The sequence below is a fragment of the Sulfolobus acidocaldarius SUSAZ genome, from assembly GCA_000508305.1.
GTDB classification, from domain to species: domain Archaea; phylum Thermoproteota; class Thermoprotei_A; order Sulfolobales; family Sulfolobaceae; genus Sulfolobus; species Sulfolobus acidocaldarius_A.
Genome location: CP006977.1, coordinates 789,960 through 805,419 on the forward strand (window position 1 = coordinate 789,960; position 15,460 = coordinate 805,419).

Consider the following 15,460-nt stretch of genomic DNA (forward strand, 5'->3'; position numbering starts at 1 on the left):
ATTTAATAGCTATAAATGTTACTAATTAAAGGTTTCTGATTAAATTTTAATAATCAAAACCACTTTCTAACGAATAGAATCTCATTAATTTATTAAATGAAGTTAGAGAAATTAAGGTTTATTAAATTCTATCCTACGTACGGGTATATTGTAAACTCAAATAAACTCTTATCTGCAATAAAATGATAAATTTAATTACAAGTGTTTTATGATAAAACCATGGCTAGTGGTACATACATTATTAACCATGAGGATAAAGCGATTGTGTTCACAGGTAATTACACTGCAATATTTGAGAGAAATGTAGTGAGAGGAAAAATAGAAATATCGCAAGGTTTGAAAGCTGAATTTGAGGGGAAAGTAAATAAGTTACCAACAAAAGTTCAGGAAGCACATGAAATCATAAAGTCGCTATTTGTGAGCCCGCCATTAAATGTAAAGCTTGGTTATATGGTTGAGGTAGAGAACGACAAGGTAAAGTTAAGGGCATGGGGAGTTATAATCAACGATGTGAAGTCCCTCTTTAACAGATTATCAGAAATGAAAATATTTCCAGTTGACTTTAATGCTCTTTCCTTAAAATATTCTTTGCCTATAAAGGTTATTAAAGATATAATAGAGAAGAAACCATTTGAATTTGAAGATGAGGTATATAAAGAATTTTTGAAGAAGTTCGGTAGCATGTTACCTAGGGTAGAGGACTTTAAAGACTTCAGGATTATAATAAACGTTTCCAGGGAATATGGTACAGTTATCCTACTCTTCAATGGGAATATAATATATTCGTCTAGAATAAATTACTCAACCGTTTCACATTATCTACTACTCTCCCCAAAGGAATTAATGGAGGAGTTAGTCTTTTCTATCGAGGGACTTGTGAACTTACTAGGGAAGGCTAAAAATGATTTGATTTTGCCTGGTGTCGTTGAAGGAAAGCTAAATCAAGATGTCTTCCAAATAAGGTCTGTGAATGAGGAGTTAAACTTACCTGTCAAGAGCATTGACGATATATCGAATTTCGTTCAGAAGCTGAGGAAAGAAATTTTTAACTCTTTTACGAGTTAGTACACGTGGAGAAGTTAAATGGTAAGTATTAAGGGTTTACATGAGAGAGTTAGATCTATTCTTGACGATATCTACATTGAGTCTCATGAGGTTAGGGGAGTGAGAAACGGTTTTGAGATAATACAAAAATATTCTAGGGATAATTACGTGGAGAAAGAGGAACTCTACATAAATAAAAAAGACTATAGTATAAGCTTGTACATTGATTCAATTGGAACTGGCTCCTTAACTATTGTTAAGGATGGAAAGATTGAGGCAAAGAAAATTAGTAGTGAAGAACTAGAAAAGACCATAAAGGAAATTATGGCAATTCTGGGAGATAACTCATAATTGATTGTGAACGACTAATGTTAAGTTAAAAGTAGAGTTAAGTTAGCTTACGAGAGAATCTGGACTATATCGTCACTGGTCAGCCTCTTAGTTGGATCATTTAATATGGTTCCCTGTATTACTCTAGTAAGCTCAGGAAGAGTATTCATTGGTAGAGAAGGTTTGAAACCTTCTAAAACCTTCTTGGAATTGTCTATCTCTGCAAGTGCACTATTTAATTTATTTTGAAGGTAAAGATCAACGGCACTCTCTATATATTTTGTGACGGGGCTTATATTTCCGGTAAGTAGGTAATAGGCAGTGACGCCTAGGGCATAATTATCCATGGAGGGTTGTGCCCCTTTTCCTGTTATTACTGCCTCTATTTGCTCTGGAGGTGAATAGGCTGGTGTTGCTTGTGAGATCTTCTCTCCTACTCTTACTGCACTACCTAAGTCTCCTAGTTTTATAATTCCACTACTATTTATCTCGTCCAGTAACAACTTCTGATCTTTTGGAGGCTTTACAGAAAGAAATATGTTTCTCGGCTTAACGTCTAAATGCACATATCCTCTCTTGTGCAAATACTTTAAGGCTAATCCAACTTCTCTTATTATTGCTTTCACTATATACTGAAAATATGGACTACTCCTTATTTCATTTATAACGTCAGCGATCGTTCCCCCATCCATGAACTCCATTATTATAGCCGGTGGATAATTGAAATAAGCCTCGGCATTTCCTTTGATAATTGAATTAATATAATTACTGTCAGCGTATATACCATAAATACTAACTATTTTATCGTTCTTGGATAGTTCCTTTAAATTCTCAGATTCCTTAAACAATGTGTCAAAAGAGGATTTAGATAAATTTTCAGGACTCAAAATCTTTATAGCATAATATTTACTTTCTCTCTCTGCTTTCACTACATATCCATTTCCTCCCTGTCCTACTACATCTATAACCTTATACCCATAAATTTCTTTGTTTATCCATATTCTTGGATCCCAATTATTAGGTGGAGGTAAAGATATCTTCTGCTTAAGTGTAGGCTTGTATAAGCTCTTAAAATTTATAGTAACAGTAGAGCCTCTCTTAGCTATCCCGCTATCTGTAACTGGTTTAAAAATAACATCTCCCACTGCAACCTCTTCAACTTTCCATTTTAGATATTGTTCATTTAGTGCTGGTACCACTAGCTGTTGTCCCTCAATTATATCATACTCCTGTCCATTAACATTAAGTTTAGAGTTTATCCCTGTCGGTAGACCTGATATCCTGAACACACTTATACAGTGAGGGTATTTGTCAAAGGGTATAGTATCGCTCTTTTTGAATTTTATTACAATTGTTTGTCCTTTCCTAATTTTCCCACTAACTACATCTGGCAAATAATAAGTGTTTTCAACTAATTGTGGACACAAGAGGTAATCAGCAGATTTTTCCTTCACAGTTACCCTATTTCCCCTCTCTTTCTGAAGAGTTCCATTAATTTCTATGCTCCATTCTGCTCCCTTTGGTAAACCCTTTACTACTATTGTAGTTGGATACCCTCTTCCTGATAAGTTAAAGTAAGCTAAGCTCGTTAACGTAGCAAGGTAAATGGGTAATTGTAATGTGGGAAATACTAACGAAGATATAAATCCACCAATAATGCAGACTATTCCCCATACTTCAGGTATGACGATTCCAGGTAACCCTAACAGGAAGGGTAATAGTAATCCTAAATAAGGAATAGTGAACAATGAGTAATTACCAGTTTGACCTTGGACACTGAAAACAAGTGATATTGCTACTATGAAAATTCCGGCAATTATTGAGACCCTTTTTATAAAGGCTGAGATAAAGGATAATATAATTCCCAACGTTATTATTCCTACATACGCTGGAGAAAATTTTAACTCATAATAGAATATAGGAAGTATTACCAGAGTTATTGCACTACTTACTAGTAATTTCCTGTTCAATTCTGATCATCTAATGTTATGTTTTTAGAGAAATTAAATTTTGCAATGAAAAAGCCTTCTGTACCATGGATGTTAGGATAAAATCTGACTACTCTTTTCCACACCTTACTCCTCTTATAGCCGTAATTAGTTGTATCTATGGATATGGGCGTCAGAAAAGCCTCATACTTTTCAGCTATCTTTTCGCCTTCTTCCGGAAATAATGAGCAAGTGGAGAAGACTGTAGGAACCTTGAATTTCCTTATATTCCATAGAATATTTCTTTGGAGTCTGCTTAATCGCATCAAATCTTTTTTGGTTATTCGTAAGAAAATTGAGGGATCTGCAACAAACGTTCCACTATTAGTACATGGTGCATCTATAAGAACTTTGTCTGCCTTAGTGATGGGAACATTTGAACCATCACCTATAACTAATTCAACATTCTCGACACCTAGTTTATTCATTAGATCTTGCTGGACCTTTATCCTCTTTGAGGATATGTCGATCCCTATTACCAAGGACTTATTATTGGTAATCTGTTGTATTAGAGATGTCTTTATACCAGGGGCGCATCCTATCTCCAGTATTTTTTCATTAGGTTTCGGATCTAGAAAGATAATACTGTAAACACTGGCTTTGTCTTGAATTAAAATTTCTCCGTTTTTGAACTCCTCTAGATCTGAAATCCTTCCCTTTGTCTTTATCACTCTAAATAAAAATTCAAACGAATCTTTTTGAAGTACAACCCCCTTCCTCTCCAGTTTCCTCCTCACATCTTCCACATCAGCTTTAAGTGTATTTACCCTTATCCATTGCTGTCGCGTCCTCACATTTAAGTCCCCCATTATTGATTGTAGTCTTTCCTCAGCCCATTTTGGAGGCTTAAATGGAAAGTCTGAATTCAAGGAGACACTTATGATGTCTTCAATATCCCTTTCAGGGTATAGAAAGGTCGCATAATAGTAGTTCCATAGAACTCTTAAGAATTTGTTAAATAGTTTCCTCCTATTTACTTTATGGTTTAGACTTTTTACAGCTATATCGAAAGCCTTTTCAGGAGACGTCTTTCTTTCAATTATGAGCTTAATAGCAGTGGAAAAAAGCTGTACTTCACTCATTTTAAATCCTTTGCAACGTAAGGATATTCGTTGTGATATCCCTTCTTTCTGTAATATTCTCTAACACCAATCCCTGAAAGTACTAGAATCTTTTTCACATCAAATTCCTCTGCTGATATTCTTTCAGCCTCTGCTAATAGTCTTCCTCCATATCCCTTATGTTGGAAGGAAAAATCATCCCAAAGTCCCACTGGAGTTTCTGGTCCGTAGATATGTAACTCCCTCACTATAGTGACGTCATCTCTATTACTTGGCTTTCTTAACCTGAGATAGCCCACCAGTGTATCGTCGTCATATTCGTAAGATAAGAACACCTCTATACCTCCACTGGCTTCATACTCATATCTCTTTAATTTTGGTTCACCAGTGGGTAACTTTCCTGTATGTATCCATTTTATTCCCACTTCTCTGTGTCTTATTTCATTGATTTTAATGCCCTTCTGTTTTGCCCTATTCTCAACTAGTTCTCTGAGGTTCCCTTTCTTATTACCATCAATAATAATGGTAGCCGGTATGTCTCTCTGGACTCTCATTACTCTCACCCAAGGTGGTATCAACTTATAGATTTCAGAAATAAGTTCAATTAGTGTTTCAGTATCATAGGGTTTGTAAAGACCCCTCTTCCACAGTTCAGCTAATGGGGCAGTCTCCACTACTAGAGTTGGATATATCTTCAACATATCTGGTGAAAAATCGGGATCAGAAAATATTCTCTTGAAAGACTCTAGATCCTTATCAGGGTCACTACCGGGCAAGCCAAGCATCATGTGATATACTACTTTAAATCCATTGTCTTTTAGAATTTTAGTAGCTTCTATTGAGTCTTTAACCGTGTGACCCCTGTTGCTCCGAGTCAACAGATCGTCGTATACTGTTTGAACTCCCAATTCAACTTTTGTTACCCCAAGTCTAAGCATTTGCTTCGCATGAACCTCTTTACTCCAGTCTGGTTTAGTTTCAACAGTTAATCCAACACATCTTATTGAGGCAGTCTCGTTTCTCAGTTGCGCATCCTCTAAGAACGTAAAACCTGGTTTTTGGCTAGAGGGGTATCTATTCATAGCCTCTAGGGCTTGAGTAACAAACCAATCTTGATAATCTATGGGAGTAGCAAGAAATGTTCCTCCCATGATTATAAGTTCGATCTTGCTTGGGTTGTGACCATTAGCCTCATATTGCCTGAGGCGAGATTGGACTTGGTAAAACGGTTCATAATTGTTCTCTATTGCCCTCATCAATGTAGGTTCATTTCCATAATAGCTCTGTGGTGTACCGTACTCAACACCTCCTGGGCAGAATATACATTTTCCATGAGGGCATCTATGGGGATGTGTCATTACTGACACTATTGTTACTCCGGAGATCATTCTAACCGGCTTTTTGATTAGCACAGGTAATTTTTATGGTGCTAATTAATAATCCTGTTGATTCTACAGTTATGATTTTTAGAGATTAAAGTTTTAAACAATGAGTATTTACTAATTGTTATGAAGCTCACTTGGCGGAGCGTCTTAATAGCCGGTATGGGAGTATTCACTGATGGTTATAATCTTTACTCACTTTCCTTGGTAATATATTCCATATCAAATTTCATTCAGCTGAATAATGTAACGTCTGGTTTACTCGTAGCTGGAAGTTATTTTGGTGCAGCCATATCTGCATTGATATTTGGACTAATTTCCGACTTTCAGGGAAGAAAAAGGATGTATGGAATTGATGTGACTTTAATGACAATAGGAGCTATTTTGCAGGCATTCTCTCAGAACTACACAGAGTTATTCTTATCAAGGTTATTGCTAGGAATGGGGATTGGTGCAGATTATGTGTTATCTCCTGTTATTGTAGCTGAAAATGCAGATAAAGACAAAAGAGGAAAAGCAATGGTCATAACATTTGCCGTAATGTGGGGTTTAGGTGCAGTAGCTGCGGCTTTTGTAACTCAACTCTCTTATCTCTTACCGTCTTCTCTCGGCTGGAGATTAGTGTTAGGTTTGGGTGCAATTCCTGCCCTTAGTGTAATCTTAGCTAGAAGAAAATTGAGCGAGACTTTACTATTTCTCACCAAGGTAAAACCAGATAGTAACGAACTGAATAGATTGAAATTTGATGGAGTGGATGTGAAGGTTAACGTTGATGAATCTTCCTTCCTAATGAGATTAATAAAGTCAATGAGATTCATTATTATTGCAGCAATTCTTTGGGTTCTGTATGACATTTACTCATCCACCTTTGCAATATATGGTCCAATTACAATAGCCAAAAACCTGGGCTTATCGCCAATTATGTTCACTTATGTCGCCCAATTCTTCGCCGGAATACCTGGACAATTAATTTGCATCTTCCTAGTGGATAAAATAGGTAGGAGGAAGCTCATAGTTTTAGGTTATGCCGGCGTCGCATTGTGGTTAGTGATGTACTCACTTTTGTTGATTGACCCATTTATATTTGGTTTGTCTAAGACGAGTACATTAGAGGGAACAGGTGCTGTTTTAGGTTTTTCGTTTTACATGCTTAACTATCTATTTTCAGCAATAGGTCCAGCATCAATAATTGGCTCAGGCATGATAGCTCCTGAATTATCCTTTACTAAAGTGAGGGCAACTTCCCAAGCTATAAGTGTAGCTGTAGACAGAGCTGCATCTGCTACAGTAATATCGTTATTTCCTTCCCTGGTCAACATAGTAGGATTAGGAGTAATGGTAGGAATTTACGCCTCTGTAGCATTTGTTTCGAGTTTGATAGTTATGTTCTTTGTACCTGAGACAAGGAGCAGAGAATTAGATTTTGTCTCTGAAGGAAGAGAAGCTAAAATTACTTAATCTCTTTAGAGAGGAACTGTAAATTCCCTCTCAAGACTGTGTTGATGAGGCTAGTTTCCCTACTATTTCGTCGTATAATAAAGTTCTTATTATCTCCTCCATTGCCTCATCAAAGCTTATCCCTTCACTTAACGCGTAAATTTCGACCTTTCTTTCTATCTCGTCATCAAGGTTCAAAGTAACTTCTACTTTCATAATTAAATAGATGTTGAAAATATTATAAGGAGTTAACTATCGTAAATTCATAAAAAATTCGAAAATGTATATGATGGGGTAATAACTTTTTTGTAAAATTTACTTTCATTTCTCGCCACTAAACTAACGTTATCCCAGGATTATTTAAAAACGTTAAATAAGTATGCATTAACGTAATACCATAACCGATACTCCTAAAAAGGTAGTACATATTATTACAAACTTCGAACTTGATTCTCTAAATCAAATTCATGACTTCTATTGCATCGTCTAGCTCATAAGCCTCAGGGGTGAAGCCTCCCTGACTTATAAACGGTACATACTCTAATGCGTTTCTAGTCTTAATCTCCACATCCTTCAAGTTAAATAGTATTTTCGGATTATCTAAATCATCTTTCCACACGTGGATGTGAAATCCCCTTTTGGTTATAACAACAAGTCTAGCCTTTATTCCTGAAAGTTGTTGAATTATTGATGGATTTTTAGAGTCTATATCAAGCATGAACATCCTGAAATCGACGTTCTTAGCTAATTCTGAATAATATATTTTCTCTATATCATCCTCTTTATCACAATTACTTACATATCTACTGACAGTGTTTCTTGACGCTTTCTTCATATTTATGGGATTAAGTACATGCATTATTTTAATCCAATCCTTATCTATCTTAACTCCCCTTACCTGAAACTCAACATTATCTCGTATTGCGGATAAAATACTCACAGTCTTTAACGGATCCTTTGACTTTAGCCTAAACAATACTTTATCTATATTTACGCCTATTTTTTCCTTGATACCTCTCTCTCGAGATATCAGGTAAAACAGATAGGTTTCATTTACTTCAAGCCTAGGTAAATATTTGATTAGATATTCCTCAAGTGAAAGTTTTCTCATTATCTGTTCCCTTTGCGTACTAAATAATAATTTTTGAGTCATGCCTTCATCAAATAGTCAATACTCCACGCTCGTACGTCTAAATTTCTGCGATCCTAAATAATAAAATTAGCAAGAGTACATCTGAATTTCATTGAAACTTGCACTTTCTAATAATATACCTGAATGTAAACTACCTAATACATACCTTAAAAATGGTAATTTATTATACGATAGGCTATGAACCTCTCCATTTACGAAAACCATAATGTCTTTTTTATTATGGTCAACATATAATAGAAAATTCTCGTAATCAATCTTCTTTACCAGTCCTTCTATGGTGATTCTCCCAACTAGTACACTTCCACAACTTTCAATAAACTGAGAAAGATCAACTCCATCTAGTCTGAAAACTAACATAGGTTTTGCAAAATTAATCTTGTACCCTTCTGGAATTTTTTTGACCTCCTTTATCTTAGATCCGTCTATTACAAATTTCTTGTCCTTAGTTATAAACGCAATTTTGTTGTTATTATTATTATCATCCATAATAAAAGATAATAGGAAACCAATATTTTAATCTTTTCGACGGGAAAATATGAATATAGACTAGCTATATATTATCATTTACTATATTGAGTTTATATATCACTATATAGCACTATAAAGAGAGTTAAGATGAGGATAAAAGATGCAATAAATAAGGTTTTTTGGACAGAAAGTAGTTCTCTAGGTAGGTTCAGGCTAATCTTGAGGGACAGAAAGAAGGGTTCAATAGAGGTTCCATTTTCTGACATATTAACTGTAGATAATAATTACATTTATCTAAAAGATGATACTATAATTCCTCTTCATAGAGTAATAGAAATTAGAAAGGATAATGAGACGTGGTGGAGGCGTTAAGTAAATCTTATTTTCTCTTTATTAAGATATATAAGATAAGGATGACAAAGATCAAACCTATGAGCGTTCCTATGTTTAAGTAATTAGGATATAATTTTAAGCTCTCATTTATAGGTTCTGTAACTATTATGCTTTCCCCTGGGTATAGTTTTAATGTTCCGACATAAACACCTGAATAATAAAACGGTATATTTCCATTTACTTCTATTTTCGAACCATTATTAACCCATTTGCTAACTCCATTTATGGTAACTAAATATTGAATCTTAGTATGTACTGATACGTTTAAAGGACTACTTACGGTAAAATTCAAGGATGGTGTAACATTTAAAATTATTATTCTCGCATAATTTGATTCGTAATACGTGAGATTTTGTATTATAACTCTTGTGTCTGCTGGGTACAAACCTGTAGTTAAAGTTGTGTTTGCGCCGTTCACTTCAGCACTTGTAGGTATTTGGGAGTTAACAGTGACGAAATACAAGAACTGATAGTCTGGTATTATAGTTACATTTTTGAACCATGAGGAGGGGTATATGGTTATCGTATTATTGTTAGTTTTTAGCATGGCTATAGCTGTCCTGTTTATGGAGAAGTCATTGAACATTGTTATTACCAAAGGCGAATTAATATAACTTGAGTAATTGTTCAGTAACTTATTGTTCACAACTAAAGGTACCTTACTTGATATGGTAACATATGTAAATGAAGGCTGAGGTGGGGTAAAGTTAGCATCAAGTAGCTGGAAGTTCTCTGAGCCAACTCTTACTAAGGCATAACCCTGATTACTTAATGACACATTCAGGTTGTTAGCTCCTTCAGCCGTGTCAAATCCGTAGTCAAAGACATTTTTGAAAGATTTCCATTCCTGATTTGATAAATAATATATTGCCAAAAGACTCGACATATTTTCAAAGTTAGTTTTTTCTCCGTTAGAGAGTCCTCCCCAGACAAGTTCGCAATCTTCTATCATTCCTAGATAAGGAACATTTCCTATCACCTGACTAGGAGTATAAGAGTCATTAATAACTATAAATGCACTCTTAACCCCATTCATTCTAAGTTGGACCTCATCATAAGTTTTAACTAGAGGGGGAACAACAGTTGAATTTTGAACAATTACATACCCAAACTCAATTGTAACTAGGGATTGGGTATATGAGGTATTTATAAACATGTAAAACGAAAAGGGATAACTATAGCTAATAGGGTTACCTGAACTGTATACATAGAAGCTTTGTCCATAAGGACCGTTGGATATTGTGTATACTTGACCATTTCCTTTAACGTTAGATATTTGGGTAAAGGGCTTCGTAACATTCCATACATTGTCTAAAAAATAAACTACTTTATCATTAGTTAAAAATGATGCAACATTTTGCAACCAGAAGTAGTAGGTTTTAGATGTGGTAGTGTTCACTTGTAGCATTACATTAAATTGTAGAGATGCTCCATAAGGATTTTCTGATGAGTTACTATAAGCTAGCAAGGAAGTTATATTTGCGTAAGCTAGTACGGATGGGGTGAGTATTGTCCCCTGATAACTTGATATTCCAACGGGGACAGCTGAAAAATGACTGCAAAATGCACAGATTAGGAGTGAGAGCACTACATAAGCTAATTTTTTCATGCTCAAAGATCCCTCATGTTATCACATTTATAAATATTTTGAAGAAAAACCTAATACTAATATTATTTCATGACCGTTATAGATTTGTAGTCGATACATATGATCAAAAGATATCTAACCAAAAAAATTTTGTAAGCTGAGATTTTTTAATCCCGGTTGATATATTTGATATGTATACGGTTTTAACAAGCTTTATCTGATAGTAACTAATAATAGACTAGCTAATTTAATGGGAAAGTAATGTCTTATGCAGAGTAGTTAGGATATACTACAAGACCATGTCATATTCCTTGAATACATGAATTATTTCCCAATGCAAGGTTTATCTTTTTTTATGGTATTTGAGAAAAATTTTAAATACAAGAGAATTGAGTAGTGGATAAGGTCTCATTGGATGACATATAGAATAAGCGTACTAGGTGTTAAGGGAGGAATTGGAAAGTCTACAATAGCGTTGTCGCTTGGAAAGGCTTTAGCCTTAAAAGGGAAAAGGGTTCTGTTAATTGAAAGGGATATGGTTGGTTATGCTTCCTTTGCATTAGGAATTAAAGCAAAGGGCATATTGGCTAAATTATCTGACGGGGAAGAGAATTTTGGAGAAAGTTTTAAAAAATTATCCTTTGGGGATGGGGAATTAGCATTATTAAAACTTTATGGCGATGGAGAAAGAGTGAAGGATGACCTTAACAAGGTTATGTCAGATACTTCACTGAGGGAAAAACTTAATATTCTAGCAAATAAGTTCTTACCCGGATACGAGTACTATATTACAGACAATCCACCGTTAATAAGTTACAATGATTTAACACTTAAGGTCGAACTTGAACTATTTTACTCGATTATGCCTAATCCTAAAGTCCTGAGAATTTTCGTTTCATCAGCGTCCCGAAATATAATAGACTCTACAATTCATTATCTGAAGACCTTTGAAAGTGATGTCAATTACAAAGGTGTTCCTTTAGCTTTCATAATAAACATGATCCCCTCATTGGACGAAGTGGATAGAATTAAGCAAAAGCTTCGGGAAATAGTTACTGAACTAGGCGTTGTTTATGGAATAGCTATCCCTTTATATAGGGAGATTGTGGAGAAATCACAAGAGAATATCTTAGACTTGCCCGTTGTCGATGAAATAAACTATTTAGCAGAGAATATTATAAATGAGAGATTTCAAAACAGGACTGTGTATATATCTGCACAAAGGGCAGATGCTTTGAGTGGTGTTACATTGATAACACAGGAACCAGGGGGAATGGGGGTTCTTTCAATAATAAATTCTATAAATAAGGCAATAGAGGAGGGGTCGTACATTGTGGTAGTCTACACTAAGGAGAGAATTGCAGAAACATTGAAGTCAAATGGTGTAAAATTTATAGGAATGTCGATACTGCCGAAATACAGGGAAGAGAGATTCAAGATGAAGACTATTGCTGACGTGCTTAAGTTGGCTCATAGGTTGGCAAATGATATTACCTACAAAATTCAAGACTTTGAGAATTCAGTAATCATTCTTTACAGGACTAATGATATTTCTCCTGCTGTGGACAATACTGCCTACTTAGATGAGTTTTGGAATGCGTTTATAAACTCAATAAGAAACAAGAAGAATGTGAAAATTGTATTCATATGTGATAGAATTAAAGATGAGTGCGATGTGGTAAAATCTTATGCTGATAAAGTCATAGAAGTGTAGTTTTTATGGCTAAGGTATTAAACGTGCTGTTCTTTTTATCGCCTTTGATAATATCGGCAATCGTAACTTATTTAACTTGGGTTAGGATCGAGACAGTTTGGATAGACTTCGGTCTATGGTTAGCTATAGTAACGTCATTTTATATTTTCCTCAATTTTTACCTACTTTTAAGAAGGAGTAAGAGATACAGCCTTAAAATGGTTGATGAGGTCAAGGGTTTCAAAATAGCTGCGTTTGTAACTTCATTCAATGAGGATCCAGAAATAGTAAAGAGAACTTTAATATCAGTGAAGGACGCTGTAAATGCTCGTGGAGATGTATTTTTATTAGACGACTCTACTGATGAAAATATTTCTAGAGAATTAAAGAAATTTTGTGAAAAGAATAATATAAATTATTTTCACAGAAAAGATAGAAGAGGTTATAAAGCAGGTGCTATAAATGACGCCTTGAAAAGAATTGAGGGATATGATTTAGTAGCAATATTTGATGCAGATCAGAGACCTGTACAAGACTTTTTCAAACAAGTTCTACCTTATTTTGATGATCCTCAAGTAGCCTTTGTACAGGTTCCTCAAACTTACTCTGAAAATTATTCAGGCATCTCCTCGGGGGCAAAGTACCAGCAGGAACCGTTTTTGAGAGTTATAATGAGGGGCAGAAGCGATAGGTCAGCGTTCTCTCTGGGCTCAGGAACAGTTTTCAGGATACAAGCTTTAAGAGAGGTAGGGTATCTACCTGAAAATAGTATTACAGAAGATGCAGCAGTCTCTATAAAACTTCACTCTAAGGGTTACAATTCCGTGTACGTTGATTTACCGCTAATATGGTATGGAGAACCCCCTCAGGATCTTAATGCGTACTTAATTCAACAGTCCAGATGGGCTCTCGGATACTTCCAATTGACAAAAGAAATAATTAATGCTGATTTAAGTTTCTCAAAGTATTATGATTATTTTGCAGGTTTCCTTTACTGGATAAAGGAAGGTCCATTAGCAATAATAGAGTTTATTTCACCTATTGTATTCTTACTGACAGAAATACCTATTCTCCGAATTAATCCCATTCTTTACTTACTAGTATATCTCCCCTATCTTTTCATCAGTATAGGAATATTCGTGGCTGGAATAAGAGAGGAGACAGAATATGGGCTAATGGGGTTCTTTTACCATCAATGTGTGGAATTTTTAGAATTTACCGCAGTAACTGGGTCCTTCATATCTTGGTTATTAGGCAAGAAAAGACCATTTAGAGTAACGCCTAAGGGAAGTGGAAGACTTAACCTCAGAATATTATTACCTTATATTGTCATTTTGCTATTACTCGTCGTAAGTACCGTGAAAGGAATTTTCTGGTTGGTTTCTGCAAATCCAAGTTTCCTTCTATACTACTCAATAATTGTAAATATATTTTGGGCAATTTATCATATCCCCTTCTTCTTGGGAGGAATCTTAATTTCTACTAGATTTAAGACTAGAGAGGATTTAACAAAAATAGTATATTATTAGTTTTATTACATCAATTCTCATAAAAGATTTATATAGTTTAAAAAGGAATAAGATACTGATAAAATTGGTCGTTTTCATCGTTTTGTCAAGTTTAACTGATGAAGGCGCCAAAACCATAGTCGGTAAACCAGAGAGAATAAAAGAGGTAAATGAAGAACTTGCGAAAATAGGGGCTAAGGTTAAAGAACAATATGTAGTATTTGGTGACATGGATTTTGTGAATATAGTGGAAGCTGAAAACGTAGAAAGCTTTCTAAAGGCACTAGTAGAACTGAATAGTAGAGGAACAGTTAGGACTAGAACCTACATGGCAATGCCTGTTGATGACGCTATTAAGGCAATGAAGACAACTCCTTCCATAGGTCACCCAAAATAAAAAGATAAATATTTTATTTTTTCCTTCTTTTGAGTTTAATTGTACTTTATTTAGTAAGGTTGAAAACTTATGTAAAATCCTCTGAGTCGTAAGTAATTTTAAATTATAAACTCACAGCCCAGTTTTAATAGTAAATTATTTGTTTAGGTTATCTATTTACTATATTAGCAGAGAATAATGAAAAACTTCTACGTTTTCCTGTAAGTATCTACATTCCTTGAACGAGTATATTTTCTAACTGTTTCAACACATAAGAAAATCCTCTTATCTGTCCTTCATGTCAAGTACATTTCAGGGTCAAAATAATATAATCCTTTTATATTCTCTATTGAATATAGGTAAATATAGTATGTTGATTAGAATAGGGAAAATATCCAAGGATGAGGAAGAATATTACTTTGTATTTGACAAGGCTTGGAGATATGTGAAGTTGAAGGACAAGACATGGCACTCAGCGAGGTCTATAAGGTATTTAGAGGGAGAGATTGACGAGAATCAAGGAAGTTTAGTCAAAAAAGTTTACAAAAGGCGTAATAAGGTTGTGAGTGTCGAATACTTTTTATTTGAGGGAGATACTCTCAGGGATATTCAATGTTCTCCCCGATTAAGACTTTCTTACGGAGAAATCTACGTTTGCGAGACAGCTTCATTAAGGATATATAAATTTGACAACAGATACTTTGAGGACAAAAACAGCCTAGTAGACTATATCATCTCCAGCGTGAGAAGAAATATAAGAAACAGAGTAGAAAACGAGACCATTAAATTAAAAGGAGTTTTAGAAGGAGAAAGTGAAAAGGCGTATTTGATAAAGTTTGATAGCAAGAAATTATGGGTTCCAAAGAGTATAGGGATATATTATGATTCTGGGGACGTGGAAATTCCTATATGGTTCGCAGAAAAGCAAGGTTTGATAAGTAAGAGGAGCAATGAAATTAAAGTGAATGCGGAGTATAAGAAAATGGAAGATGAAATAAATAGACTTATTTTTGAACTTTAGTCCTTTTAAATTATGATA

General features: G+C 34.8%; 15 protein-coding genes. 8 read left to right on the top strand and 7 right to left on the bottom strand.

The genetic code is table 11. The features are described from left to right. Positions 1–219: 219 nt before the first annotated feature. Both SUSAZ_04815 and SUSAZ_04820 read left to right on the top strand, forming a co-directional pair. The gene (locus tag SUSAZ_04815; GenBank protein AHC52470.1) at positions 220–1,065 is read left to right on the top strand and encodes a hypothetical protein; all 846 of its coding nucleotides are present in this window, start codon (positions 220–222) and stop codon (positions 1,063–1,065) included. 18 nt (positions 1,066–1,083) lie between these two features. After that, complete coding sequence (locus tag SUSAZ_04820) at positions 1,084–1,395, top strand: hypothetical protein (GenBank protein AHC52471.1); 312 nt, start codon at positions 1,084–1,086, stop codon at positions 1,393–1,395. Between the two features lie 47 nt (positions 1,396–1,442). Here the strand turns inward: SUSAZ_04820 and SUSAZ_04825 are convergent, their stop codons facing one another. From SUSAZ_04825 to SUSAZ_04835, 3 genes are read right to left on the bottom strand one after another with little or no spacing between them, the layout of a single operon-like run. After that, a complete protein-coding gene (locus tag SUSAZ_04825) occupies positions 1,443–3,344 on the bottom strand; it encodes a hypothetical protein (GenBank protein ID AHC52472.1) in 1,902 nt (633 codons plus the stop codon). Next, entirely contained in the window at positions 3,341–4,444 is a 1,104-nt protein-coding gene (locus SUSAZ_04830) for an Fmu (Sun) domain-containing protein (GenBank protein ID AHC51361.1), read from the bottom strand. Before SUSAZ_04830 ends, SUSAZ_04825 begins: the two co-directional genes overlap by 4 nt. After that, positions 4,441–5,811 carry a hypothetical protein gene (locus SUSAZ_04835; protein ID AHC51362.1) on the bottom strand — a complete coding sequence of 457 codons (1,371 nt, stop codon included), beginning with the start codon at positions 5,809–5,811 and terminating at the stop codon, positions 4,441–4,443. Before SUSAZ_04835 ends, SUSAZ_04830 begins: the two co-directional genes overlap by 4 nt. Before the next feature lie 120 nt (positions 5,812–5,931). Between SUSAZ_04835 and SUSAZ_04840 the strand changes: the two genes are divergently transcribed. Continuing rightward, entirely contained in the window at positions 5,932–7,263 is a 1,332-nt protein-coding gene (locus SUSAZ_04840; GenBank protein AHC51363.1) for an MFS transporter, read from the top strand. Positions 7,264–7,293: 30 nt separating this feature from the next. Here SUSAZ_04840 and SUSAZ_04845 read toward each other — a convergent pair whose 3' ends face one another. The 3 genes from SUSAZ_04845 to SUSAZ_04855 all read right to left on the bottom strand — a co-directional run bounded on the left by SUSAZ_04845 (position 7,294) and on the right by SUSAZ_04855 (position 8,881). Then, entirely contained in the window at positions 7,294–7,458 is a 165-nt protein-coding gene (locus SUSAZ_04845; GenBank protein AHC52473.1) for a hypothetical protein, read from the bottom strand. Positions 7,459–7,696: 238 nt separating this feature from the next. Beyond that, positions 7,697–8,353 carry a hypothetical protein gene (locus SUSAZ_04850; GenBank protein AHC51364.1) on the bottom strand — a complete coding sequence of 219 codons (657 nt, stop codon included), beginning with the start codon at positions 8,351–8,353 and terminating at the stop codon, positions 7,697–7,699. A gap of 108 nt (positions 8,354–8,461) precedes the next feature. Continuing rightward, positions 8,462–8,881: a hypothetical protein gene (locus tag SUSAZ_04855; protein AHC52474.1), complete on the bottom strand. Its 420-nt coding sequence runs from the start codon at positions 8,879–8,881 to the stop codon at positions 8,462–8,464. 129 nt (positions 8,882–9,010) lie between these two features. Between SUSAZ_04855 and SUSAZ_04860 the strand changes: the two genes are divergently transcribed. Further along, positions 9,011–9,235 carry a hypothetical protein gene (locus tag SUSAZ_04860; GenBank protein ID AHC51365.1) on the top strand — a complete coding sequence of 75 codons (225 nt, stop codon included), beginning with the start codon at positions 9,011–9,013 and terminating at the stop codon, positions 9,233–9,235. A gap of 7 nt (positions 9,236–9,242) precedes the next feature. Here the strand turns inward: SUSAZ_04860 and SUSAZ_04865 are convergent, their stop codons facing one another. Beyond that, positions 9,243–10,766 (bottom strand): thermopsin, encoded by a 1,524-nt coding sequence (locus SUSAZ_04865; GenBank protein AHC51366.1) that lies wholly within the window; start codon positions 10,764–10,766, stop codon positions 9,243–9,245. Positions 10,767–11,259: 493 nt separating this feature from the next. Here SUSAZ_04865 and SUSAZ_04870 point away from each other — a divergent pair, with 493 nt between their 5' ends. The 4 genes from SUSAZ_04870 (at position 11,260) to SUSAZ_04885 (ending at position 15,442) form a co-directional block, all read left to right on the top strand. Beyond that, positions 11,260–12,558, top strand: coding sequence for a hypothetical protein (locus SUSAZ_04870; protein ID AHC52475.1), 1,299 nt, complete (start codon positions 11,260–11,262; stop codon positions 12,556–12,558). Between the two features lie 5 nt (positions 12,559–12,563). Next, positions 12,564–14,066 (top strand): cellulose biosynthesis protein CelA, encoded by a 1,503-nt coding sequence (locus tag SUSAZ_04875; GenBank protein ID AHC51367.1) that lies wholly within the window; start codon positions 12,564–12,566, stop codon positions 14,064–14,066. Positions 14,067–14,130: 64 nt separating this feature from the next. Next, positions 14,131–14,442 (top strand): GYD family protein, encoded by a 312-nt coding sequence (locus SUSAZ_04880; GenBank protein AHC51368.1) that lies wholly within the window; start codon positions 14,131–14,133, stop codon positions 14,440–14,442. Positions 14,443–14,791: 349 nt separating this feature from the next. After that, on the top strand, positions 14,792–15,442 hold the full coding sequence (locus SUSAZ_04885) for a hypothetical protein (GenBank protein AHC52476.1): 651 nt from the start codon (positions 14,792–14,794) through the stop codon (positions 15,440–15,442). Positions 15,443–15,460: the final 18 nt, after the last annotated feature.

Bases quoted from the DNA above. Each gene is read 5' to 3' on its own strand.
- SUSAZ_04815 (AHC52470.1), top strand. From the start codon at position 220: ATGGCTAGTGGTACATACATTATTAACCATGAGGATAAAGCGATTGTG.
- SUSAZ_04820 (AHC52471.1), top strand. From the start codon at position 1,084: ATGGTAAGTATTAAGGGTTTACATGAGAGAGTTAGATCTATTCTTGAC.
- SUSAZ_04830 (AHC51361.1), bottom strand. From the start codon at position 4,444: ATGAGTGAAGTACAGCTTTTTTCCACTGCTATTAAGCTCATAATTGAA.
- SUSAZ_04835 (AHC51362.1), bottom strand. From the start codon at position 5,811: ATGATCTCCGGAGTAACAATAGTGTCAGTAATGACACATCCCCATAGA.
- SUSAZ_04840 (AHC51363.1), top strand. From the start codon at position 5,932: ATGAAGCTCACTTGGCGGAGCGTCTTAATAGCCGGTATGGGAGTATTC.
- SUSAZ_04845 (AHC52473.1), bottom strand. From the start codon at position 7,458: ATGAAAGTAGAAGTTACTTTGAACCTTGATGACGAGATAGAAAGAAAG.
- SUSAZ_04850 (AHC51364.1), bottom strand. From the start codon at position 8,353: ATGAGAAAACTTTCACTTGAGGAATATCTAATCAAATATTTACCTAGG.
- SUSAZ_04855 (AHC52474.1), bottom strand. From the start codon at position 8,881: ATGGATGATAATAATAATAACAACAAAATTGCGTTTATAACTAAGGAC.
- SUSAZ_04860 (AHC51365.1), top strand. From the start codon at position 9,011: ATGAGGATAAAAGATGCAATAAATAAGGTTTTTTGGACAGAAAGTAGT.
- SUSAZ_04870 (AHC52475.1), top strand. From the start codon at position 11,260: ATGACATATAGAATAAGCGTACTAGGTGTTAAGGGAGGAATTGGAAAG.
- SUSAZ_04875 (AHC51367.1), top strand. From the start codon at position 12,564: ATGGCTAAGGTATTAAACGTGCTGTTCTTTTTATCGCCTTTGATAATA.
- SUSAZ_04885 (AHC52476.1), top strand. From the start codon at position 14,792: ATGTTGATTAGAATAGGGAAAATATCCAAGGATGAGGAAGAATATTAC.